General features: G+C 51.7%; 21 protein-coding genes. 1 reads left to right on the forward strand and 20 read right to left on the reverse strand.

Features of this window, described 5'->3' with window-relative positions; genetic code table 11:
- Positions 1 to 8: 8 nt before the first annotated feature.
- From G7K71_RS05130 to G7K71_RS05220, 19 genes are all read right to left on the reverse strand, one after another.
- Complete coding sequence (locus G7K71_RS05130) at positions 9 to 1,025, reverse strand: hydroxymethylglutaryl-CoA synthase (RefSeq protein ID WP_166343972.1); 1,017 nt, start codon at positions 1,023 to 1,025, stop codon at positions 9 to 11.
- 4 nt (positions 1,026 to 1,029) lie between these two features.
- On the reverse strand, positions 1,030 to 2,205 hold the full coding sequence (locus G7K71_RS05135; RefSeq protein WP_166343973.1) for a thiolase domain-containing protein: 1,176 nt from the start codon (positions 2,203 to 2,205) through the stop codon (positions 1,030 to 1,032).
- Positions 2,206 to 2,242: 37 nt separating this feature from the next.
- Entirely contained in the window at positions 2,243 to 3,019 is a 777-nt protein-coding gene (locus G7K71_RS05140; RefSeq protein WP_166343974.1) for an enoyl-CoA hydratase-related protein, read from the reverse strand.
- Positions 3,020 to 3,031: 12 nt separating this feature from the next.
- Positions 3,032 to 3,889: a 3-hydroxyacyl-CoA dehydrogenase gene (locus G7K71_RS05145; protein WP_207712654.1), complete on the reverse strand. Its 858-nt coding sequence runs from the start codon at positions 3,887 to 3,889 to the stop codon at positions 3,032 to 3,034.
- A 55-nt stretch (positions 3,890 to 3,944) separates the two neighbouring features.
- Complete coding sequence (locus G7K71_RS05150; RefSeq protein ID WP_207712655.1) at positions 3,945 to 5,105, reverse strand: acyl-CoA dehydrogenase family protein; 1,161 nt, start codon at positions 5,103 to 5,105, stop codon at positions 3,945 to 3,947.
- 36 nt (positions 5,106 to 5,141) lie between these two features.
- Complete coding sequence (locus G7K71_RS05155; RefSeq protein WP_166343975.1) at positions 5,142 to 6,329, reverse strand: CaiB/BaiF CoA-transferase family protein; 1,188 nt, start codon at positions 6,327 to 6,329, stop codon at positions 5,142 to 5,144.
- Between the two features lie 220 nt (positions 6,330 to 6,549).
- The gene (locus G7K71_RS05160) at positions 6,550 to 7,323 is read right to left on the reverse strand and encodes an SDR family NAD(P)-dependent oxidoreductase (RefSeq protein WP_166343976.1); all 774 of its coding nucleotides are present in this window, start codon (positions 7,321 to 7,323) and stop codon (positions 6,550 to 6,552) included.
- 107 nt (positions 7,324 to 7,430) lie between these two features.
- Positions 7,431 to 8,486, reverse strand: coding sequence for a zinc-binding dehydrogenase (locus G7K71_RS19255; protein WP_121452619.1), 1,056 nt, complete (start codon positions 8,484 to 8,486; stop codon positions 7,431 to 7,433).
- Positions 8,487 to 8,521: 35 nt separating this feature from the next.
- Positions 8,522 to 9,343 (reverse strand): 3-keto-5-aminohexanoate cleavage protein, encoded by an 822-nt coding sequence (locus G7K71_RS05170; protein ID WP_121452618.1) that lies wholly within the window; start codon positions 9,341 to 9,343, stop codon positions 8,522 to 8,524.
- 51 nt (positions 9,344 to 9,394) lie between these two features.
- Positions 9,395 to 10,492 (reverse strand): hypothetical protein, encoded by a 1,098-nt coding sequence (locus G7K71_RS05175; RefSeq protein ID WP_166343977.1) that lies wholly within the window; start codon positions 10,490 to 10,492, stop codon positions 9,395 to 9,397.
- A gap of 328 nt (positions 10,493 to 10,820) precedes the next feature.
- On the reverse strand, positions 10,821 to 11,231 hold the full coding sequence (locus G7K71_RS05180; protein ID WP_121452616.1) for a PaaI family thioesterase: 411 nt from the start codon (positions 11,229 to 11,231) through the stop codon (positions 10,821 to 10,823).
- A 30-nt stretch (positions 11,232 to 11,261) separates the two neighbouring features.
- Positions 11,262 to 12,344: an Ldh family oxidoreductase gene (locus G7K71_RS05185; protein ID WP_166343978.1), complete on the reverse strand. Its 1,083-nt coding sequence runs from the start codon at positions 12,342 to 12,344 to the stop codon at positions 11,262 to 11,264.
- Positions 12,345 to 12,347: 3 nt separating this feature from the next.
- Positions 12,348 to 14,270 carry a TRAP transporter permease gene (locus tag G7K71_RS05190; RefSeq protein ID WP_207712657.1) on the reverse strand — a complete coding sequence of 641 codons (1,923 nt, stop codon included), beginning with the start codon at positions 14,268 to 14,270 and terminating at the stop codon, positions 12,348 to 12,350.
- An 82-nt stretch (positions 14,271 to 14,352) separates the two neighbouring features.
- On the reverse strand, positions 14,353 to 15,360 hold the full coding sequence (locus G7K71_RS05195) for a TAXI family TRAP transporter solute-binding subunit (RefSeq protein WP_166343979.1): 1,008 nt from the start codon (positions 15,358 to 15,360) through the stop codon (positions 14,353 to 14,355).
- A gap of 118 nt (positions 15,361 to 15,478) precedes the next feature.
- Complete coding sequence (locus G7K71_RS05200) at positions 15,479 to 17,077, reverse strand: FAD-dependent oxidoreductase (RefSeq protein WP_166343981.1); 1,599 nt, start codon at positions 17,075 to 17,077, stop codon at positions 15,479 to 15,481.
- Positions 17,078 to 17,183: 106 nt separating this feature from the next.
- On the reverse strand, positions 17,184 to 17,720 hold the full coding sequence (locus G7K71_RS05205; protein WP_027355776.1) for a 2-oxoacid:acceptor oxidoreductase family protein: 537 nt from the start codon (positions 17,718 to 17,720) through the stop codon (positions 17,184 to 17,186).
- Between the two features lie 16 nt (positions 17,721 to 17,736).
- Entirely contained in the window at positions 17,737 to 18,555 is an 819-nt protein-coding gene (locus G7K71_RS05210) for a thiamine pyrophosphate-dependent enzyme (RefSeq protein WP_027355777.1), read from the reverse strand.
- A 42-nt stretch (positions 18,556 to 18,597) separates the two neighbouring features.
- Complete coding sequence (locus G7K71_RS05215) at positions 18,598 to 19,728, reverse strand: 2-oxoacid:acceptor oxidoreductase subunit alpha (RefSeq protein ID WP_027355778.1); 1,131 nt, start codon at positions 19,726 to 19,728, stop codon at positions 18,598 to 18,600.
- Positions 19,729 to 19,761: 33 nt separating this feature from the next.
- The gene (locus tag G7K71_RS05220; RefSeq protein WP_027355779.1) at positions 19,762 to 20,763 is read right to left on the reverse strand and encodes a hydroxyacid dehydrogenase; all 1,002 of its coding nucleotides are present in this window, start codon (positions 20,761 to 20,763) and stop codon (positions 19,762 to 19,764) included.
- Between the two features lie 97 nt (positions 20,764 to 20,860).
- Between G7K71_RS05220 and G7K71_RS05225 the strand changes: the two genes are divergently transcribed.
- A complete protein-coding gene (locus tag G7K71_RS05225) occupies positions 20,861 to 21,025 on the forward strand; it encodes a hypothetical protein (protein ID WP_165859367.1) in 165 nt (54 codons plus the stop codon).
- A gap of 519 nt (positions 21,026 to 21,544) precedes the next feature.
- Here the strand turns inward: G7K71_RS05225 and G7K71_RS05230 are convergent.
- Positions 21,545 to 22,381 (reverse strand): IclR family transcriptional regulator, encoded by an 837-nt coding sequence (locus tag G7K71_RS05230; protein WP_051617773.1) that lies wholly within the window; start codon positions 22,379 to 22,381, stop codon positions 21,545 to 21,547.
- Between the last annotated feature and the right edge of the window lie 146 nt (positions 22,382 to 22,527).

A 22,527-nucleotide genomic window follows, 5' to 3' on the forward strand; every position in this document is an offset into this window, starting at 1 on the left:
TCACCTCGCTAGATGTATCTTTTAACCTGCAGGTACTGGGCGTAGCCAAGGTAGGTTATGTTTTCATCCAGCTGCTTTTTGACCGTGTTTCTTCCTTCCTTTAAAGGTGCACCGGTAACCGTTAAGCTAACGGCCATGCTTCCCGCACCGGATCCATATGCCGCCAGTAAAATTTTTTCCCCGGGTTTGGACTGGTCCAGGACAGCCGCCAGGCTCAACAGGGCAGAGGAAGCACCCGTGTCGCCGGTTTGCTCGTAAAGCAGGCCGGGAGCCAGTTGCTCCTCGTCAAACCCCAGTTTTTTGGCCACACTCTTCGCACTGCGGCCATCGATCTCTTGAATAACCAGGTAATTGTAATCAGAAGGCTTCCTACCCAGCTTCTCCATCAGGCTTTGGAGCGCCCGGGTGACCAGCTGGTTGTAGGATGCGAACGTAAAAGCCCGTACTCCTATATCTCTGAGGTTGTTGTCGCCTGCAGGGCGGAAGCGCTCCCCCAGCATTTCACTGACAAAAGAATTGAAGCCGTCTATCTCAGCAATGAGATTTTCCGTACCCAAAATATAGGCTACACCACCGGCACCAAGACCATGTTCAATGCTTTCCCGGGGGCAAGCCCGCGGCGCATCGGCGGCAATCACCAGGGCGTTCCGGCCGCTGCCGGCACTGAGAAAAGCCCAGGCCGTCAATAAAGCCTCACTGCCCGCCCTGATGGACTGGCCGTGTTCGATAGCTATTACATCCTCCCTCAGGCCGAGCATAACCGCAGCGGCTCCCGATACCATCTTTTCCTGGTAAGGAGGATTAGTGGAAGCCCAGCATATTATTCCAATCTTTTCGGGGTTTATGCCGCATTTCAGGGCCTCTTTGGCCGCCTCAACGCCCATGGTTAACGCGTCTTCGTCAAAATCCATGACGGTTTTTTCCTTAATGCCGGCGGAACAGTTACCCCAGGCTTGCTGGTATTCCTTTTTGGTTATTCTTAACCGGGGCAGGTATGCGCCATAACCGACTATCCCCACTGCCATCTTACTACCCCTCCCGCCTGTAAATGAATACCGTCGCCGTACCACCAGACCCGCCCACGTTGTGGGAAAGGCCAATTTCGGCGTTCTTTATCTGCCGCTCCGGGTTTTTGGCCTGCCCGCGCAATTGGTTAAATACTTCATAGGCCTGCCCGCAACCGGTAGCTCCAATGGGGTGGCCTTTACTCTTCAACCCGCCGCTCACATTGACGGGAATACGTCCGCCCAGGGAAGTAGCCTCTTCATCAAGAAGACGGCCGGCTTCTCCCTTCTCGCAGAATCCCAGGTCATAGTAGGCCACCACTTCCGCGATGGTGAAACAGTCGTGCACTTCCGCAAAGTCAATGTCCTCCGGTTTTACCCCGGCCTGCTTGTATGCCTCCTGGGCGGCCATGCGGGCGGCCTTGAAACTGGTGATGCAATCCCTGTCCTGCACGGCCAGGTAGTCGGTACCGGCACCATAGCCAATAATATAAACGGGATGATCCGTGAATTCCCTTGCCCGCTCCTCGCTGCACAGCAGGACCACCGCAGCCCCGTCAGTGGTGGGACAACAATCCCAGATATTCAGAGGATAGGCCACCGGTGCCCCTGCCACGGCCATTTCCAGGGTAATTTCCCTCCGGAACTGCGCCTTGGGGTTCATGGCCCCGTGTTTGTGGTTTTTCACGGCCACCTTGGCCAACTGCTCCCGGGTTAAGCCAAACTCGTGCATGTACCTGCTGGCCACCAGGGCATAGATGCCGGCAAAGGTCAACCCGGCCAGCCTTTCAAATTCGGTGTCCCCGGAAATACCCAACCAGTATTTCGTCTTGGTGGAGGAAACATCCCGCATCTTTTCTATCCCTCCGGCCAGGGCGATATCACACTTGCCGGACGCCACCGCGCAAATGGCGCTGTACAGGGCAAAACCACCGGACGCACAGGCATTTTCCACCCTGATGGCCGGAACGTGAGGCAACCCCACATGCCCCATCAAAAGAGCGGCAAGTTGTCCCAGCTGAAACCCGCTTCCGGCGCTCAGGGAACCGATATAGGCCAGTTGAATTTCTCTGGGATCTATTCCCTTGTCCACACTATGTAGCATGTCTTTAAAGGCCCAGGCAAAAAGTTCCTTCACTCCCAGGGTGGGGAATTCACCGTAGGGCGTCTGCCCGGCGCCGATAATGGCCACTCTTCTCATTGCTCATTCCCCCGCTTTAAGGAATTGCCACCTGTTTTTACCTTCCTTTATAAACCGGGCGTCTCTTTTCCAAAAAAGCAGTCAACCCTTCCAAATGATCCTCTGTTCCAAATAGTATTGTTTGAGCCAGTCTTTCTATGATTAAGCCGGATTCAAGGCTGACATTGCTGCCCCAGTTGATCACTGCCTTGGCAAAACGAACGGCGAGAGGTCCTTTCGCCATTATCTTCTTGGCCATTTCCTTGGCTGCCCGCACTGCCTCACCGGCGGGCACTACTTTGTTAACCAGCCCAATTCGGTAGGCTTCGGCGGCATCAATGATTTCACCGGTTAGAATCAATTCCTTGGCTTTACCAATACCTACCAGCCGAGCCAGACGCTGGGTGCCGCCTGCTCCGGGCAAAATGCCCAGGTTCAGTTCCGGCTGGCCGAGCCTGGCGTTTTCAGCGGCCACGCGCAGGTCACAGGCCAGGGCCAGTTCACAGCCGCCTCCCAGGGCGTAGCCATTAATGGCTGCAATGGTAACCTTCTCCATGTTGGCCAGGCGGTTTAAAATGGCCTGGTTCTCGTTTACAAAGGTTTCCAGCATGGTTCTTTCTTTCAGGGAAGCCACATCTGCACCGGCCACAAAGGCTTTATCCCCCGCCCCCGTGAAAATCACTACCTGTATTTCCTCATCTTTTTCCACCTGGTCAATCAACGAGTTGATCTCCTGCCAGGTTTCCCGATTTAAGGCATTGCGAACCTCCGGGCGGTTAACCGTGGCCACGGCAATGCCTTCTTCCTTTTCCAAGATAAGGTTTTTGAAACCCATTATGTCCTTCACCTACTTCCCGGTATAATCATAAACGCCTTTACCTACCTTGCGTCCCAGTCTGCCCGCCTGAACATACTTAACCAGCAGCGGGGCGGGGCGGTACTTCTCGCCCAGGGTTTTATGCAGGTATTCCAGTATTTTTAACCTGGTATCCAGTCCTACCAGATCGACCATCTCAAAGGGGCCCATGGGATGGTTCAGACCAAGCTTGAGGGCTTTGTCAATGTCCTCCGGTGTACCCAGACCTTCCTGAAGCATTAAAAAGGCCTCGTTCCCAATGAGCGCATTGATCCGGGTGGTCACAAAGCCCGGGAACTCGTTGATTTTTACAGTCTCCTTGCCCATTTGTTTGCAGGCTTCTGCAGAGATTGCGTAGGTCTCCTCCGATGTTTCCAGCCCGCAAACAATTTCGACCAGTTTCATTATGTGTACGGGATTGAAGAAATGCAGACCAATCACTTTTTCCGGTCTTTTTGTGGCAGCGGCAATCTCGGTAATGCTCATGGAGGAAGTGTTGGTCGCAAGGATGGTATGAGTGGGGCAGTATTCATCAAGCTTGGCGAAAACGTCCTGCTTCAATTTCATATCTTCCGGGACGGCCTCAATAACCAGATCTACATCCTGAGCCGCTTCTTTCAAATCGGTAAAACAGCTGATGCGGGCCAGGGCGTCCTCTTTATCTTCCGGCTTGACCTTGCCCCGTTCCACCCCTTTTTGCATGTTGTCCTCAATGATTTTCAATGACTTTTCCAGATACTCGCTGCTTACATCCTGCATGTTAACCTGAAAGCCGCCCAGAGCACAGACATGGGCTATTCCCCTTCCCATGGTACCGGCACCGATCACGGCAACCTTTCGAACTATCATTATTGTTCTCCTCCCCGGAAATAATCTCTCTAAACATGCTGATTGTCTGGCCGGTCTAGGCCAGTGCATATTCCTTCAACAGCTGGCTTGCGATAATGTTCTTTTGGATCTCCGAGGTACCCTCGTAGATTCTGGTAATTCTGGCGTCACGGTAGTACCGCTCGATGGGGAAATCCTTCATGTATCCCATCCCGCCAAAAATCTGCACGGCCTTGTCGGCCACCCGGCAGTAGGCCTCGGAAGCAAAATATTTTACAGCCGCGGCTTCCTTGATCACTTTCATGCCCTGGTCAACCATCCAGGCAACTCGATATGTAAACCACCTGGTAGTTTCAATATCGACAGCCATATCTGCCAGCATATGTTGCACCGCCTGGAAGGATGCGATGGGCTTGCCAAACTGTACCCTTTGCTGGGCATATTGAACACACAGTTCCAGCAGTTTTTGCATGGAGCCCAGGTTGCGCGCGGCCAAACCGGCCCGTCCGTTGGCCAATATTTTTAAGGCATTGACATACCCCTGGCCTTCCTGGCCCAGCACATTTTCCACCGGCACCTCGCAGTCCTCCAAAATGACCTCCGCGGTATGGGATCCCCGCAAGCCCATCTTGCGTTCGATAGTACCGATCCGGAAACCCGGGAAGTCTTTCTCTACAATAAAAGAGGTGATTCCTTTGGGTCCCTTGGACTTGTCGGTAACAGCCATTACGGTAAAAATGTCCGCCTCGGGAGCGTTGGTAATAAAGTGCTTGGTGCCGTTGAGGATGTATTTATCTCCCTTGCGAACCGCCGTTGTCTTGATGTTTGCCGCATCCGAGCCGGCATCTGGTTCGGTGAGGGCGAAGGCACCCAGGCGATCACCGGAGGCGAGATCCGGAAGATACTTTTTCTTTTGCTCTTCAGTGCCTAGCTCTACTATGCCTACCGTACCGATTCCCGTGTGGGCACCGATAAGAGTGGTAAAACCGTTACAGGTGCGTCCCAGTTGTTCATAAATGAGGCACTTGCCCAGCATACCAATGCTGCCCACGCCGCCGTATTCCTCAGGTATGCTCAACCCAAACAGGCCCATTTCCTTTGCCTTTTCGATGATTTCTTCCGGAATGCGATCTTCTTCGTCAATACGCTGGCTGACGGGATCTACTTCATTGTCCACAAAATCCTTTACCGTCTCTACCATCAGTTTTAACTCGTCGCTAATATTGAAATCCACCATTACCCCTCCCAAAGCTTTTTCTTTTGGACCAACAACTTAAATTACTCCCTTTTTTTTCAGCTCGTTTATGTCTTCCTCGCTGTATCCCAGGCCGGAAAGCACCTCCACGGTATGCTGTCCCAGCAGCGGCGGGGCCATGCGCACTGAACCCGGTGTTTCCGACATTATAATGGGAATCCCCAGCACTTTCATCGTACCGATGGTTGGATGTGGCACTTCCTGAATCATACCCAGGTGAACCACTTGCGGGTGGGATAATACCTCGGCAATGTTGTAAATCGGACCGGAAGGAACACCTGCTTCCTTTAATTTGGCCAGGATTTCCGCGGAAGTTTTGGTCCTGGTGTAATCACTCATCAGGGCAACCAGTTCTTCCCGGTTCTTTACCCTGTCTGCATTAATCGCGAATTTCGGGTGTTCTTTTAAGTGGTCGAGACCCAGTGCATCGCACATTTTCTTCCACAACCAGTCGTTGGGTACGGCAATGATTATGTACCCGTCCTGCGTTTCAAATACCTGATAAGGTGCCACGTTGGGATGGGCCGAACCCAAACGACCGGGAATCTTGCCGGTGGCCAGCACCCCCTGGGCCAGATAGGTTTGTAGCGATACTATGGCCTGCAGCAGGGAAGCTTCTACATACTGGCCCCGGCCTGTTTTTTCCCTGGCCAGCAACGCCAGCATTATACCCAGGGCGGCATAGAGCCCGGTGGTCAAATCAACCACTGAAAAGCCGACTTTCACGGGAGGCCGGCCCGGTTCACCGGTCACACTCATAAGCCCTCCAAAGGCCTGCATCAACAAATCGTAAGCCGGTTCATCCTTCATAGGTCCGGTACGGCCAAAACCGCTTACGGCGCAATAGACCAGGCGCGGGTTAATTTCCTTCAAAACTTCGTAACCCAACCCGAATTTCTCCATAGTCCCGGTACGGAAGTTTTCAATTAGAACGTCTACCTGGCTAACCAGTTGTTTAACAATTTGCCTGCCTTCTTCGGTCTTCAGATTTAACGTGATGCCTTTCTTATTGCGGTTCAGGCTAAGATAATAGCAACTTTCTCCACCCCATTCGGGCGGTTTATAGCCCCTAGTCTCATCACCGACACCAGGCTGCTCCACCTTAATCACCTGGGCACCCATGTCAGCGAGCAACATGCTGCAGAAAGGACCGGCCAACGTTCTCGACAGTTCTAAAACCCGGATACCTTCCAACGCTCCAGCCATAATACTCCTCTCCTTTTACATCCTTTTGCATTTTTTATTTGCTCCTGGTTCCAGCTATGACCTCTCACTGAAGACCTGTACATTGATGTGTTCCGCCAAGGGAATTGTTTTTCCTTTGTGGAACAATTATACTAACAGTCATTATATTGTGTCAATATCTTCTGTAAATAGAAAATAGAAAGGTAATAATAGAATTATCAAAGGACAGGTATGTTCCGGTTCAGTCAATGGTTCTCCCGCCGTCTATCAGAATAGTCTGGCCGGTGAGGTAATCCGAGGCCGGCGAGGACAAAAACAGCATCGTCCCCACCAAATCTACGGGCCTGCCAATTCTCCCCATAGGGATTTTTGATAGTATACCGGCATAGACTTTTTCGTCCTTCAAGTATTCTTCCGTTTGCTCGGTAACTATGTATCCAGGGGCAATGGCGTTAACATTGATGTTGTAGCGGGCCCATTCATTGGCCAGTACTTTAGTCATCTGAGCGACGGCCCCCTTGGTCATAGCATATATGCACAGGTTAGGGTGCCCGCGTACGGAGGATACCGAAGCAGTGTTAATTATCTTGCCCCTTTTCTGCTCAACCATATATCTGCCCACCTGCTGAGCCATAAAAAAAGCCCCCTTGGCGTTGACATCAACGATACTGTGCCAGTCTTCCTCGGAATATTCCAGGGCCGGTTTTCTGATATTCAACCCGGCGTGGTTAAGTAAAATATCAATTCTCCCGAAACTTTCCACCACTTTTGCCACCGATTCTTTTATTTCCCGGGTATTTTTGAGGTTGCAGGGGAAGATCTCTACCCTTACTTGGTATCTCGACAATTCTCTTTTAAGCATTTCCAGCTTTTCCTGCCTGACATCCAGCAGCGCTAGGCTTACGCCGTTCTGGGCTAGGGCGGCAGCGAACTCCCGACCTATGGAACCGGCTGCCCCTGTTATAAGCGCTATCTTACCGGCCAGGTTAAAAAGCGACTTGTAGTCAGTATTCAAAGATAAGCCCCCTTATAGAAATCATTTTCTTTAATTTTCTTTAACCGCTTCACTTTGCTGCGATTCTTAAACTCCAGTTCAGTCCCCTTCTAAAACAAATACCATTTCTAAGGATAAAGCAATATTTTACCCCTTTTTTTATTACTTGCAAGATCAAAAGCAGCTACGGCCTCTGCCAGTCTAAACCTGTCGGTGACAATATGTTCAAAAGGGAATTGCGGCAGACCAGCATACTCTATAGCCTGCAAAAAAGATTTCTTACTGGTCCCATAGGTACCCTTTAGGCCGATTTCTCCCCGTACCATGCAATCCATGGGCAATGAAAACCTGCCCGTGGATATTCCCACCAGAATGACTTTTCCGCCTTTTTTTACCAGGTATATGGCCTTTTCCGGCACTGACGGATGACCGGAGCAGTCAAAAACTACGTCCGCGGGCCTATCCTGAAGATGCCCGGCCAAGGCTGAAAAATCAGCAGGATCTACTCTTACCGGAATGGCTTTTATTTTTTTCACTATTTGCAGTCTTTCTTCATCGTCAGGAAGCCCCGCCACCAAGGTTTTACCGGATCCCAACCCCTTACAGATCACCGCTATCCCCAAACCTATGGGCCCTGGGCCAAAAATTACGATGTTCTTGTTTTTAACGTCGCCGATCTTGTTTACGGCATGCACACCAACTGCCACCGATTCCAAAATTGCTGCCACCTCATCTGAGATTTTATTACCCAGCGGCAGGGCGTTGTCCCGAGGGACAACCATGTACTCCGCCATACCGCCGTTTCTTCTGAAACCAAACTGCAGAGACAGGGGCGGGGCTGTCAGGGTGCGCGGTCCGGCCTGGCAGATGTTTTCTTCCCCCTTAAGGCAGTTGTCGCAGGCATTGCATGGTATGTAGGGGTTGATAACCACCCTTTTCCCCACTATATCCGGTTCCACACCAGATCCCGCCGCCTCCACCACACCGACAACCTCATGGCCTAGTACCACGGGGTAATTAATCCATCTATATCCCTCATGACCCAGGTACATGTGCAAGTCGCTACCACATATGCTGCTGGCGGTGACTTTGATGAGTACCTCGTCATCCTTCAGAGAAGGAATCTGTAAATCAGTCAGCTCGATATCATACTGCTTCGTTGACTTTTTAACAAGGGCTTTCACTGTCTAGCTCAACCTCACTTAAAATATAGTTGGCCTTATCTCCGGCCTAACTGTAAAATCTCCCTTGCCTCGTCCGGCCGAGCAACTTCTCTGCCCAGCTCCTTTATTATCCTTACCGCCCTTTCAACAAACATCATGTTGGTTCCAAACATTTTGTCCTCGTATGAATAAAACAGATTGTCTTCCAGCCCTACCCTGATGTTACCCCCAAGAATTACCGCCATGGTTATCAGGTCGGTCTGCACCCTGCCAATGGCCGTCACTGAAAAAGTACTCTTCTCAGGTAAAATCTCCACCATGTGAAGCAGGTTTTTGGGAGTCCCAGACATGGAACCGGGAACGTTAAAAACGAGGTTAAAATTTAAGGGAGGTCTTAAAACCCCCTTTTTCAGCAAAAACCTGGCATTATCCACCATGGAAATGTCAAAAACCTCAATTTCAGGTACCACACCATTTTCGTACATCTTCTGGGCCAGGTATTCGATCAGGTCGGGAGGGTTGAGGTTGACGCCGTTGGAAAAGTTGGACGACCCGGTGGTAAGGCTGGCCATTTCCGGCCTCAGATCGATGCATGCGCCCCGCTCAAAATGGTTTCCCGTCCTGGCTCCCGTGGATAGCTGGATGATAATGTCGCATTCCTTTTCAATCAGCTCTTTAATTTCCCTGTAACGGTTGACGTCCGCAGTGGGCTTTCCGCTGTCGTCCCGGGCGTGTATGTGAGCCACCGAAGCTCCAAGGTGATAACACGCCACAACATCCCTCGCAATTTCCGAAGGCGTGATGGGAGTGTGGGGATTATCCTTCTTGGTGGGAACGCTGCCCACCGGTGCAACCGTAATAATTACCTTTCGCTTCATACTACCCTACCCCCTCAACTATTTGGTTTATCACGTTGTTACTGAGTTCGCTTAAAAAAAAGCCAGGAGTACAAAATGAAAATATACCAGGGCGACCAGGAACAGCAAAAGGGTAAACCTTAACTGCCACCTGACGCCTACAGTAAATGGGTCGTTGCCCGTCATGTTGGAAAGGCTCAAGCTGCATGCGGAAAAGGGCGAACAGGTTACAGCCAGCCCCCAGCCTGTAACCACCACCACCGATAAAAGGGCGGCGGGCAACCCCAGTGACTGGGGAGTAAAAGACGCGACAATGCTGGTGGTAGTCAGTACGGGGTGAAACCCCACCAGAGAAAGCCCCACCACTATGAGGATTATTACGGCGGTTAAAAGAACGGGGCTGTCTGAGACACCGGAAAAAATCCGGGTCAGGTATTGAACTGCGCCGGATTTGCCCGCGGCAACCGCAAAAAAGCCTGCACCCAGAAAGATTACCACTTCGTTGGACATCCTGGGCAAGCCGCTGCTGAGAAAATTTTTGAAGTGAATCCACTGGGTCCTGGTTTCCCCGGCTAACACCGCCCAGATAAAGGGATAGATCAGTGACATCAGGGGAACTATGGTAAGGATGCCCAGAGGTGTAGCCCAGTCCAAAAAAACTACAAGGCATAGGAGCAGGATCACCGCAATAACAAGCCAGCAAAAATCCCTGTATACCTCGGAGCTCCCGGCATGCTTTGCTGCGCCGGAATTGCCCGGAGAAACAGCCTTACCATGCTCCTCCTCCCTCATACCCCACAACCTGTTTTCAACCCAGCCCAGCGCCAGGGCCACAGCTGCCAGCGGCAGCCCCACAGGGATAACGTCCACCAGGTTTCCGCCCCAATAACCCAGAACCAGACCCAGCGCCCCTGAATTGGGTGACCAGAAGCAGGTAGTGGTATATCCACGGGCCGTTGCTCTGGCCAGCATATCAAGATTTCTGCCGGCAATGCCCGTTTTCAATATGTAATAAGTTATAGAAACACAGGCAATATTGACAATCACACCGATGAGGTGAGACGTGAGGTGGCTTAGCAAATACAATCCTCCGTCGCTCCGCACCACCCCTTGCAGCACATGTTCCAGGGACCGCCGGTAGCGCGGAAAAGTGAATGGAATGCTAAGCATAGGCACAAACATCATGAGAGTCAGTATTTTACCGTTTTGCGTGACGGCGCTGCACCAGGTAGCGACATCGGCGCCGCTTGCGAACAATAATATCGACCCAAGCCCGAACAAGCCGGCGCAGGCAAAACGAGTAATGCCACTTATGGCGGGCAGGCACTGAAGCAAGGTAAGAACAGTGATAACCGTGACCAGCCCTTCTAATCGGACTGGTCCCTTGAAGGCCATAGCCAAATAGGAGAGGCCGCATAAAAAAACTGAGTAACCCCGAAGGCCATCCGCCATTCTGCCTATGGGCAGACCGGAAAAGATAAACCGGGACTTTTCCTGCCTATTTGTTTCCATTACTTGCCTGCAGGGGCCTCACCTTATAAGTGGCAGTACCAATAGCCACCAGTTGACCCTGGTTGTCAAACACTTCAGCGGTGCCAACCATTAAATTTCCTTCTTTAACTAATCTGGCAAATGCAAATATATCGGAATCAACAACAGGGTACAAAAAATTTACCTTTAATTCCACCGTTGCCGCCCCGTAGTCTTTACCAATGGCGCTGTTGACAGCCACTGCTACCGCCGCATCAACCGCCGTGGCAATGATCCCGCCGTGAACACTGCCATAAATCTGCTTGAGACTTTCCGAATTCCTGACGTGAACTCCGGGTTGCCCCTCCGCATTCCTAATAATTTCCATACCTATATATTTCCAAACGTTGCCCGTCTGGAGCAAATCCAAGTCTACCATTTATTTGTTACCCCTCCCCGCTGCTTGCTTTTAAATAGTAACTTGATTGGTTTTCATAACCCTTTCAAACAAATCCCTCAAACCAAATTTGTCCGCCAGTAACGACAGCTCACCTATGAATACCCGGGGCAGGGTCAAACCCTCCAGCAAGTTTTTCTGCCTTTTCTTCTCCTCAATTTCGCCGGGAAGAAAAATCTCTTTCACCTCCGGAGCCCGGGGAGAGTTCTTGACCGATTCAATGAGCCGGCCTAAACGACTGTAAAACAGATCCTTATTTATAAAATGACCGATGTTAATAGCCATCAGGAAATGACCCGTCCTCTGCTTGTTGACAAAGTCAAAGTACAGCGGGGTGACCTCTTCCCCAAACCCGGACCCGGTTAATACCCCGGCCAGAATGTCAATCATCAGGGCCAGCCCGTAGCCCTTGTATCCCGCCATGGGTTCTAAAAGCCCACCGTCCAACACCGCCTTCGGGTCTGTGGTGGGCACTCCCTCCCTGTCCAACCCCCACCCAAGGGGTATCTGCCTACCTTCCTTTGCGGCTAGTTGTATCCTGCCTATGGCAACATTGCTACAAGCCATGTCCAGTACTATAGGCACATGGTTCCACGCCGGCACGGCGATGCACAGGGGGTTGTTGCCCACCAGGCGCCTGGACCCTCCGGTGGGGGCCATCAGGGGGGTGGTATTGCAAAGAACGATGCCTATCTGTTCTTTTTTTACGGCTAGAAGGGCGTAATAAGCAGCCACCCCAAAATGAGTACTGTTCCGCACCCCCACGACCCCTATCCCCGTATGTGCGGCTTTGGCAATAGCCATCTCCATGGCCCTGGTGGCAACATACTGTCCCATACCGTGGTCCCCGTCAATAACGGCCGTAGCTACTGTTTCCTTGACCACAGAGGGTTCTGCCCGGTTATTTATCAGCCCGAGTTCCATTCTTTTCACGTAAATCGGCAGACGTAACAGCCCGTGGCTGGATACCCCCCTCAAATCAGCTTCCAAAATAACATCAACAATGATATTGGCCGCCTCTTCTGCAACTCCCAATTTTAAAAAGAGGGCAAGGCAAAATTCTCTAAGTCTTTCGACGTTTACTTTTACCTTCATAATTTAGAAGACACCACCAGGTAAATTTGATTTAATCTCATTTTTGACCTCACTTTTGCGGAATTTTTGCAGGATAAATGCCAGCACGATTAATGCAATGCCAGCCGTATCCGTAGATATACCGGGCTTAATTAAACAAAGGGCAGCAGCAAAGAGCAAAATCCTTTCCAGTAGATTGGCCCTCTTAACCAGCCAGCCCTCAATGGACGCAGCCAGGGCAAAAATGCCCACAAAGGCAGTGCAGGCGGCAATGACTATCTCAATTGGTTCGCCGATCAGTATCAGGGCAGGCCCGTAAGCAAACATAAAAGGTACTATGAAGGCAGCCAGGGCTAGCTTAAAGGCCGTTAACGCGGTCTTGTTTACATCGGCCCCGGCAACGCCGGCGCCAGCATAAGCTGCCAAGGCCACCGGCGGAGTAACCGCTGAAATAATTGCATAATAAAAGGCGAACAGGTGGGCCGCCAGAAGGGGAATGCCAAGCTGGACTAGGGCCGGAACCAACAGGGCGGCCTGGATAATGTAGGCAGCCACAGTGGGAAGACCCATCCCCAAAATCAGGGCGGTTACCATTGTAAACAGAAGTGCCAGGAATGAATTGCCGCCAGCCAGGGACATGATCAGGGTGCTTAAACGCAGGCCCAGTCCGGTTAACGAAATTATGCCAATGATCACACCGGCAGCGGCGCAGGCAATGGCCACTTCCAGGATGGTGCGGGCGCTAGCTTCGAATATATTTAAAAAGTCCACCGGTTTAATGAACCTGGGGTTGCGTGCAAAAGTTACAATTATCAGCGTGACAGTGGCGTACAGGCCGGCCTTAAGAGGGGTGTAACCCGCGATTAAAAAATAAACTAAAGCCACTAAAGGCAACACGTAGTGGAAACCTTTGGCAAATTCCTTGGTAAAGCTGGGCAACTGGTCTCTAGGTAGCCCCTCGATTCCTTCTTTTATTGCCCTAAAGTGAACCTGAAGACCAATGCTGAAAAAATACATCAGGGCAGGAATGGCGGCGGCGGCGGCAACCTTTATGTAAGGTATGCCGGTAAATTCAGCTATGATGAAGGCGGCTGCGCCCATGACGGGAGGGGTAAACTGCCCTCCGGACGACGCGCAGGCTTCCACCGCTCCCGCAAAATGAGGCTTGTAACCTAGTTTTTTCATCAGGGGAATAGTAAAGGCCCCGGTGGTAACCACATTGGCCACGGCACTGCCGGACAGCATGCCCATGAAACCACTGGCCACTACGGCGGTTTTTGCCGGGCCGCCCCTGAACCTCCCCATGAGGGCTAGGGAAACCTGGTTGAAGAAATCACCCGCACCGGTTTTCTCAAGGAAGGTTCCGAAAAGGATAAAGATAAAAATGTAGGTAGCGGACACGCCCAGGGGAATGCCCAGGATCCCTTCCGTAGTATAAAATACGTGGTCAATAACCCAGCCCAGGTCGTATCCCCGGTGCCGCAACATGCCTGGCAGGTGCTGCCCGAACAGGGCATAAAGAAGAAACGCGGCCATTATAATGGCGAAGGCCCGCCCTAGCATTCTTCTAGACGCTTCCCACAAAACCAGAATGCCCACAACTCCCACAACCATCTCCACACCTGTCAGGGGTGTCACATAGGCCAACCGGCTGGCGATATCTCCCGAATTGACCACCACGTACCCGAAGCTAGCCAGGGCCAAGATTATAAAAATCAGATCGTACCATGGAACCCTCGGGTCTTTGGCTTTTGAAACCCTGCAAATCATAAAGGAAAGGACAATAGCAAAAAGCAGATGCAAAGAGCGCTGGAGAGTAGACTCGAAAATTCCGAAAATTGTTGTATATATCTGGAAAAGTGTCATCATAACGGCAACAGCAGTGATTATCCTTTCCCAGGGAAACTGCCGTTTTTTTTCAGTCCTGTCATTCAAGATCGAGGGCAAAACAAATACCTCCTTACGATTATTCTCAGGAAAGTTGGCCCCAGCAACTAATCGCGTAGCACCGGGACCAACTCACAAAAAGTTACTTGATTATACCTACTTCCCTATAGTACTTTTCCACACCCGGGTGTAGCGGAACGCCGAGGTCCTTGGCTATGGTGTCCTTGGTCATGTATTCCAGGCTCTTGTGAACGCTTTTCAACTCGTCAAGGTTTTCATAAAGTGCTTTAGCTATCTTGTAGGCCAGATCCTCGGGCATGTCTTTCCTGATAATCAGTATGGCGTTGCTGCCCAGGCAGGGCGTATCCTCTTCCATACCTTTATAGGTACCGGCTTTTATGGTGATATAAGTGTAGCCCGGGTTGAGCTTCTTTAACTCCTCAAACTTTTCCGGCCTCAGGGGTAAAAGCCTGACTCCGTCCGCCTGGGCGACCTCCTGAATAGAGGGGGCCGGCCAGGTTGTGATCGGGGAATACATATCAATCTGCCTGTCCTGCATCAGGCTGGCCGAGTCGCTGTAGGAAACCCGCTCCACCTTGGCCATATCCTCGAACTTCAGCCCGTGAACCTGCAGCACCAACCTAGTCATTGTTTCACCTGATAGCCCTTTGGGACCAGGCGAAATACGCTTGCCCTTTAAATCTTCAATTTGTTTGATATCGGAATCGGCCCGCACCACCATCTGCAGTGCCGAGGGGTAAAGCCCCGCCAACCCGGCTATGTTTTTGAGCGGTTCCTTAAAATTCTCTTTGCCGGCAAGGGCCTCTGCCGCCGTGTGCGAATAAGTAATCCCTATATCATACATGCCTTTGTCCACGCCCAGGGCGTTTGCTTCACCACCGCCCTGCTGCACCGATACAACCGCTCCGGGAATATTGTTTTGAATTATCTTAGCTACGGCCCCGCCTAGCGGGTACCAGGTCCCTCCCGCCGGCCCGCTGGCAATGGTTAGGTTAATAGTTTCTGCCGCACCCCCACTTTTCTTGTCTTTGTTCTCAGCAGGTTTTTCTTTCTGACCCCCGCAGCCAGCAGCTGTCAGTATGAGGCTTAAAACCAGTAAAACACTTAAGAGCCTGCAAATCCTTTTCATTTTCTTACCTCCTCCAAAAATTTAAATGTATAAATCCACTTTAAGCTCGGTAGTTACCCACCTCCTTTTCCATAATTTTTTACTTTAAAAATTTTTGGTAAATTGTTGGTACAAAAAATTATTTAAGGACAGACATTTCCCGAACAGTTATGGCAAAGTCCGGGCAGACCATGAGGCATCTCAGGCATCCCATGCATTTTTCGGTGTGAGCCGCCACCATGGGCTTGTAACCGGAGGAATTAAAAAAACCTGATATAGTGAAGACGCCCAGGGTGCAAACTTCCTTGCAGTAACCGCACCCCTTGCAGATATTGACATTTACTTCCACATTAAAGTGGCGCAAGTCGCACGACAGGCAGCGTTGCGCTTCCCGGACGGCGGTGAGGTCGTCGTAACCCTGTTCCACCAGCTTGAAGCCGCCCTTGCGTTCTTCGGCGGTTATTGCAGGAGCAATGTGGCGGGCGGTTCCTCTGGGGGCACCTTCCCGCAGGCTAACTTTGGTATCTTCGGCTAGTTTTTCGTCTATTACGCCGTTACCGCCTAGGTATTTGTCAATGGAGGAAGCCGCACGACGGCCCTGGGCAATGGCCTGGATGATGGAGGACGGTCCGGTAACCGCGTCACCGGCGGCAAATACGCCTTTAAGGGAGGTAGCCAGAGTGTCCGGGTCCACCTTAATGGTGCCGTCAGCATTGCCCTCCAGGCCCAGAGAAAATGCGTCGGCGGACTGCCCCACGGCGGCGATCATGGTGTTGCAGCTGATGGTGAACTCGCTTCCCTCCACCGGAACCGGGCGGGGCCTGCCGCTTTCATCCGGCTCCCCCAGGGCCATTCTAACGCAAACAACATTGTTCTTCTCTATCGCTTTAGGAGTTGCCAGAAATTCAAACTTGATCCCTTCTTCGACAGCTTCCGCCACCTCTTCCGGGCTGGCCGGCATTTCAGCCCTGGTGCGCCGGTACAGCACCACCACTTCCCTAGCGCCCAGGCGTACCGAGGACCTAGCGGCATCTATGGCGGTATTGCCGCCTCCCACCACCAGCACTTTTTCGCCCACCGCCGGAGGATTTCCGGTGTTAACGGCCCGCAGGAAGGATATGCCGTCCATCACCCCTACCGACCCGCCCTCAAGTTCGATTCCCAATCCCAGCCAGGACCCAGCGGCCACAAGGACGGCGTCGTATCCTTCATGCAATAGTTTTTCGGCCGATTCCACTCTGGCACCGGTTTTAATTTCCACGCCGCGATCCCTTATAACATTGATTTCCCTGTCCACCACCTCCTTGGGCAAGCGATATTCGGGAATTCCGTAGCGCAGCATGCCGCCAGAGGAAGGCATGGCTTCGAAAACGGTGACCCGGTGTCCCTTTCCAGCCAAGTAGTAGGCCGCCGTCAATCCGCAGGGGCCGGCTCCCACCACGGCCACCTTTTTGCCAGTGGGCGGGATCGGGCCTAATTTACCCTTCCATGCTTCCCCGCCCTTTTCTACCGCCGCCCGCTTCAACATGCGAATGGCTACGGGCTCGTCGTACTGCTGGCGGGCGCATTTTGATTCGCAGGGACGGACGCAGGCGTACGCGCACACTGCGGGAAAGGGTATTCTTTCGCGGATTACGGACAATGCCTGGTCGAATTTACCCTCTTTGATGCACCTGACATAACGCGGTACGTCAACTCCCGCCGGGCAGGCCTCCCTGCAGGGGGCTTTTGTTTTCACTTCCAGTTCTCCCATGGTTTTACGGGGTCAACTCCTTCCCGCATTGATAGCGCTTCGAAAAAACATTGGACACTTCAAGCTCGGGGTCCAGTTTTCAGTGGAAACCCTATTTTCTGAACAAACCCGCACCAGTGTACAGGGCCTTCACGTTCATCTCGGCGGTTTTCCCTGAAAATCTTCTGTTTACCACTTTAACCAAGCTCTCCAGGTCAACTAGGCGGGTAACAGCGCTCATAACGCCCAGGGCAATCATGTTGGCCGTACCCATATACCCCAGTTCTTCAGCTATTTCAGTAAAGGGGTAGCCGTAAAAGTTATCCCCGTTGCGCTCCTTCAGCATCGTGGTATCGTAAAAAATTAGCACCCCGGACCGGGCCAGGTTTTCATACTTTTCCATGGCCCCTTCGGTGAGGACAAGGACCACATCGGGATTTTGCACCTGCTGGAAAATGATTTCGTCCTTGTCGATGATCACCTCCGAAGCAGAGAAGCCGCCCCGGCTGGCTATGCCGTAAGACTGAGTCTGAACCACGTTTCTGCCTTCCAGTATGGCAGCTTCCGCCAGCATAATGCCGGCAACGATCAGCCCCTGGCCGCCTGACCCAGCCAAGATCACTTCATACCTGTCTTTTTTGTCCATCATCTCCCTTGCCGCCTCCCTAAGACCGCATGGCCCTGGCCCGGATTTCTTCGTACCTGCTGTTGAAGTCTGGGGCGTCCCGGTCCACCAGCCTGCCGATGGGGAAATAGCCTTCCTCTCTGGGGTAGGTAACCGGGTTGTACTTTTCCACAGGAATGGCCTTTTCTTTAAGCCACCTGAACATGGCCAGGGCCGGCTTTAGCTTGTTGTTGCGGCCAAAGTGGGTGGGGCAGGGGCTGATTACTTCCACGACGGAGAAGCCCTTTTTGGTTAGTGCTTCCGTGATCACTTTCTGTAGCTCCCACCCGTGGTAGGGGGTTCCCCTGGCCACGTAATTGGCGCCAGCCACCTCGGCCAGGGTACAAATGTCGATTTCCCTTTCAGGGTTCCCGTAAACGGTGGTACTGGTAAGCTTGTCGGAAGGGGTAGTACCGGAAACCTGCCCGCCCGTCATGCCGTAGTTCATATTGTTCACCACTATGGCGGTAAGGTCTATATTCCGCCTGGCGGCGTGGATAAAGTGATTGCCGCCGATGGTTACGCTGTCCCCATCACCCATCAGGACCACCACATTAAGCTTGGAGTTGAAAGCCTTGATGCCCGTGGCAAAGGCCAGGGCCCGACCGTGAGTGGTGTGCAGGGCGTTGGTGACCACGTAGTCGTCGGCCTTTCCCCAGCAGCCTATGCCGGTTACTACCACTGTCTCCTCTTTTTTAAACTTCAGCTCCTCAAAGGCCCGCAGCAAGGCCCCCAGAACCGTGCCGTTGCCGCAGCCGGGACACCACATGTGCGGCAGCACACCATCCTTTAAATACTTCAAGCCTGTCGCGTAAGACACTGTAACACCTCTCTTCTTGCAGTTGTAAGGGCTTACGGGGCCTTATTTCATTACTTTCAGAATATCATGGGGAGTGATGATCTGCCCGTTGTACTTGTTAACCCTTCTTATGTCCTTATTGGAGCCTAGAGCTTTCTGCACCTCGCCGGCCACCTGCCCGGCGTAGTTCATTTCGGGCACTATAATCATTTTGGAGTTTTGTCCAAGGGCGGCCACTTCCTTATCCGGAAAAGGCCAAAGTGTGATCAGTTGCAGCACCCCCGCCTTGATGCCGTTTTTCCTAGCTTCCAGGGCCGCCGCCCGGGCCGCCCTGGTGGTAGCACCGAAAGCTACCAGCAACACCTCAATATCGTCGTCGGTGTAAAAGCTCCTGGTCAACACAATTTCATCCCGGTGAAGTTCCAGCTTCCGGTGCAGTTGGGTGACCCGCCACGTGGCGTTGGCCGGGCTGTTGTTGCTGTAACCGTCCGGCCCGTGCATTGAGCTGGACACGTGGAAGACGTATTTATCTCCGTAGGCAGCCAGGGGGGCTACCCCGTCTTCATCGGCTACAAAGGGCTTGTACTGATCCGGTGGGCCGGTGGGCCTTTTCCTGTCTATCACTTCCAATTCGCCCGGGGCCGGAGCTATAAAGTTCTCCCGCATGTGGCCCACTATCTCGTCGGCGGCCAGGATCACCGGAACACGGAACTTTTCGGCAAAGTTAAAGGCCTGAACCGTCAGGGTGAAGCATTCTTTCACCGATGAGGGCGAAAGAGAAATGATCGCCTGATCCCCGTGCCGACCCCACCGGATCTGCATTACGTCCGACTGGGCGGGCCTGGTGGCAAGGCCGGTGCTGGGGCCGGCCCGCTGTACGTTTATAATCACGCAGGGCACTTCACCCATTACTGCCAGGCCCAGGTTTTCCTGCATCAGCGAAAATCCCGGTCCGCTGGTGGCCGTGAAGGCTTTGGCGCCTGCCAGAGAAGCCCCCACCACGGCGGCTATGCTGGCGATTTCATCTTCCATCTGAATGTACACGCCACCGACCTTGGGCATGACCCGTGAGCATTCCTCGGCAATCTCCGAAGAAGGGGTAATCGGGTAACCGGCATAAAACCTGGCCCCGGCGTAGATAGCCCCCTCGACGATGGCCTGGTTACCCTGAATTAGTCTTGCTTCCTGCTGCAAATTGGCCCACCATCCTTTTAACTAATTGATAAATTACAAGAGGTGACTTTCCCATACTTCCGGGTTAGCCAGGTACTGCGGCCGGCGGCCCTCCAGAACGTCCAAAATGCCCTGTGACACATCAGTAGCCATGTTGATCAGTGCCAGGTCGGACATGGCGGCCATGTGTGGCGTTAACAGGACGTTATCCAGTTCGAACAGGGGCATGTCCTTTCCAGGGGGCTCTCTTTCAAAAACATCTAGTGCCGCTCCAGCCAGCCTGCCTTCCTTTAAAGCCCTGTAAAGCGCTTCCTCGTCTACAATACCGCCCCTAGAGGTGTTGATTAAATATGCCGTGGGCTTTACCAGGAATAACTCCCTTTCCCCGACCAGGTGATGGGTATCCTTTGTATAGGGCACGTGAAGGGATATAAAATCGGAATCGCGCAAAACATCGTCCAAGCTCTGGCAGCGCTCGACCCCGGCGGATTTAAAGACCGATTCAGAAACCAGAGGATCATAGGCTTTGACCCTCATATAAAGACATTTTCCGGCAATCTCGGCCACCCGGCAGGCTATCCTGCCCAGGCCCACCAGACCCAGCACCTTACCCTTCAATTCCAGGGTTGTGTAGCCCAGTTTCTGAACTAGGCCGGGCAGCGACCCGGCGGCACAAAATTCACCCTGCCTGAAGGCTTTTTCTGCCTTGTTAAAATTACGGGCGCAGTGCAGCATGGCCCAGAGGGTATGTTCCGCCACGGCGTTGGTGTTAGCCCCGGGGGTGTGCACCACCGCTATGCCCAGGCGCGTGGCCGACTGTAGATCGATATTGTCCAGACCGATGCCGTGGCGGCCAATAACCTTGAGCCTTTTGCCGGCCTCCATCAAACGGGCCGTAATTCTGGAACTCCTGATCAGCAGGGCATCGGCGTCCCCGATAAGCGGCAACAAGTCGTCTTCCGACGGGCTTGGAGCTATGACGACCCGAGCCTTTTTTTGCAGCAGATCAATCCCTACCGGAGATATGGATTCTGTAAGTAAAACCTTAAAATTCAAATATTTCACCCTCTCAGGTTCCAAACAAATATTAGACTAAGCAAATTCAACTAGATTCTAATAATGGAAAAACTTCAAAAAGAATAATGAAAAGGACTTGCTGCAGGAATTAATAGAGAGATTACTGAAGAAGGTGCAAAATGTTGGGCGTGGAATTGAAAAAGTAACTGAGGAAACCATAAAGAATATGCAAAAAGAAATGGAGGATATTAATTTGATATGGAAACCTGTAAAAGAACTGATAAGGAAACCATTTGTGTAAATATATTCCTGCTATCTGGCTATCCAATAAAGGCTCTTACCTGCCAGGAGTATAGGGCACTGCTGGAAGGCAACCCGAGCGCCTAGTGGGATTCTGCCGGGGATAGACCCCTTGGTTCCAGATACGGAACTTGGTTCCGTGCCTAAGATAAGTTTACCAGCCCATTAAGGTGAATGTCAATAGTTTCTTTGTAATCTTTTTGCACTTTTGTCCATTCACAAAGTTATGCAAATAATATATTTCCAGAATATACTGAAAAATTGGTGGCTTATATTTTACTACCTTGGGGTGCACCATAACGCTGCAAGAGAGGACTCTCGAGTGAGAACCCGCCGTTAAACGCCAGTGCTGTTCAGAAATTGTTGCCCTCGAGCATTCAGGCGGCCACCCCGGGGAAATGAACTATTTTTCTCAAAAGGGTCGTTAGACCCCATCATTACCTGGCTTATAGCCCCTGCCGGGGGCGCGAATTCGTATCTGGGAACTCCGGGCTTTTCTACCGGCACCTGGAACATGAACTCAAGATAAGGCTTCCCTAATCAGGGCATCCTGGCCTGCCGGTGCATATGGTTCTTTTCCGCTAAAGGCGTCAGTTATTCTCCTGGCGGCCTCTTTTACTTTTTCCGCATAAAAAGGCATTACTTCCGGGTTCATCTGCGCAGCCAGTCCGATACATGCAATGACCATACTAACATTGCCATACAGGTCGAAGATCGGGGCACTTACACCGCAAATCCCCGGTGTATGCTCCTCATAACTCTCGGCATAACCCTTAACGCGGATTTGCTTTAAGTGTTCCATGAATTGATCTATATTTGTTATGGTCTTGTTTGTAAACTGCTTGATCCCCACTTTTCTAATAATTTCCTCTGCCTCTTTTTCATCTAAAAAAGCTAAAAAGCACTTGCCAAAGGAAGCGCTGGTAATGGGGAAATACTGCCCAATACTCACTGTAACGCGAACCGGCCGGTTGGGTTCTTCCTTAGCCACGTACATTAACCGGTTGCCCGATATAGGTTCGACAAGAACGCTCGTTTGCCCGGTTTGTTCGGCCAACCATTTCAGATGTGGCCTGGCCGTTTTAAGGTAGTCAATAAATTCCGCCGCCCTGGCTCCCAGGACAATCAGATACGAACCAAGGCTATAATGTTTGGAATCTTCATCATAGGAAACAAAACGGTACTCATTGAGCACTTTTAAAATGCGGTAGCAGGTGCTCTTGTTAATTGATAGATCCCTTGAAATTTCGGATAATGTACTTAAACGGTGTTTGTAACGGCTCAGGTATTCCAGGATTTTAATGGCCGTTTCTACGGCCGGAACCTCTGACCTGTTCTTTTTACTTTCGTTTAGCATTTCCAAACCCCTTGTCTTTTTTAATTTAATTTTCCCAAAGTTTCATACCTGGAACCACATTTCCCTAAAATTATACGGTTTTTGGTTCCATCCTGTCAACAGTATCCGGGCAAAGAAACGAAACTCAACAACCTTTCAACTATACT

Origin of the sequence: Desulfofundulus sp. TPOSR (assembly GCF_011393055.1) — a bacterium.
Classification (GTDB): domain Bacteria; phylum Bacillota; class Desulfotomaculia; order Desulfotomaculales; family Desulfovirgulaceae; genus Desulfofundulus; species Desulfofundulus kuznetsovii.

Excerpts from the sequence above, each read along its gene's own strand:
- G7K71_RS05230 (WP_051617773.1), bottom strand. The coding sequence starts at position 22,381 with ATGCTAAACGAAAGTAAAAAGAACAGGTCAGAGGTTCCGGCCGTAGAA.
- G7K71_RS05145 (WP_207712654.1), bottom strand. The coding sequence starts at position 3,889 with ATGATAGTTCGAAAGGTTGCCGTGATCGGTGCCGGTACCATGGGAAGG.
- G7K71_RS05195 (WP_166343979.1), bottom strand. The coding sequence starts at position 15,360 with ATGAAAAGGATTTGCAGGCTCTTAAGTGTTTTACTGGTTTTAAGCCTC.
- G7K71_RS05185 (WP_166343978.1), bottom strand. The coding sequence starts at position 12,344 with ATGAAGGTAAAAGTAAACGTCGAAAGACTTAGAGAATTTTGCCTTGCC.
- G7K71_RS05155 (WP_166343975.1), bottom strand. The coding sequence starts at position 6,329 with ATGGCTGGAGCGTTGGAAGGTATCCGGGTTTTAGAACTGTCGAGAACG.
- G7K71_RS05135 (WP_166343973.1), bottom strand. The coding sequence starts at position 2,205 with ATGAGAAGAGTGGCCATTATCGGCGCCGGGCAGACGCCCTACGGTGAA.
- G7K71_RS05180 (WP_121452616.1), bottom strand. The coding sequence starts at position 11,231 with ATGGTAGACTTGGATTTGCTCCAGACGGGCAACGTTTGGAAATATATA.
- G7K71_RS05140 (WP_166343974.1), bottom strand. The coding sequence starts at position 3,019 with ATGGGTTTCAAAAACCTTATCTTGGAAAAGGAAGAAGGCATTGCCGTG.
- G7K71_RS05205 (WP_027355776.1), bottom strand. The coding sequence starts at position 17,720 with ATGATGGACAAAAAAGACAGGTATGAAGTGATCTTGGCTGGGTCAGGC.
- G7K71_RS05175 (WP_166343977.1), bottom strand. The coding sequence starts at position 10,492 with ATGCTTAGCATTCCATTCACTTTTCCGCGCTACCGGCGGTCCCTGGAA.
- G7K71_RS05150 (WP_207712655.1), bottom strand. The coding sequence starts at position 5,105 with ATGGTGGATTTCAATATTAGCGACGAGTTAAAACTGATGGTAGAGACG.
- G7K71_RS05130 (WP_166343972.1), bottom strand. The coding sequence starts at position 1,025 with ATGGCAGTGGGGATAGTCGGTTATGGCGCATACCTGCCCCGGTTAAGA.
- G7K71_RS05170 (WP_121452618.1), bottom strand. The coding sequence starts at position 9,343 with ATGAAGCGAAAGGTAATTATTACGGTTGCACCGGTGGGCAGCGTTCCC.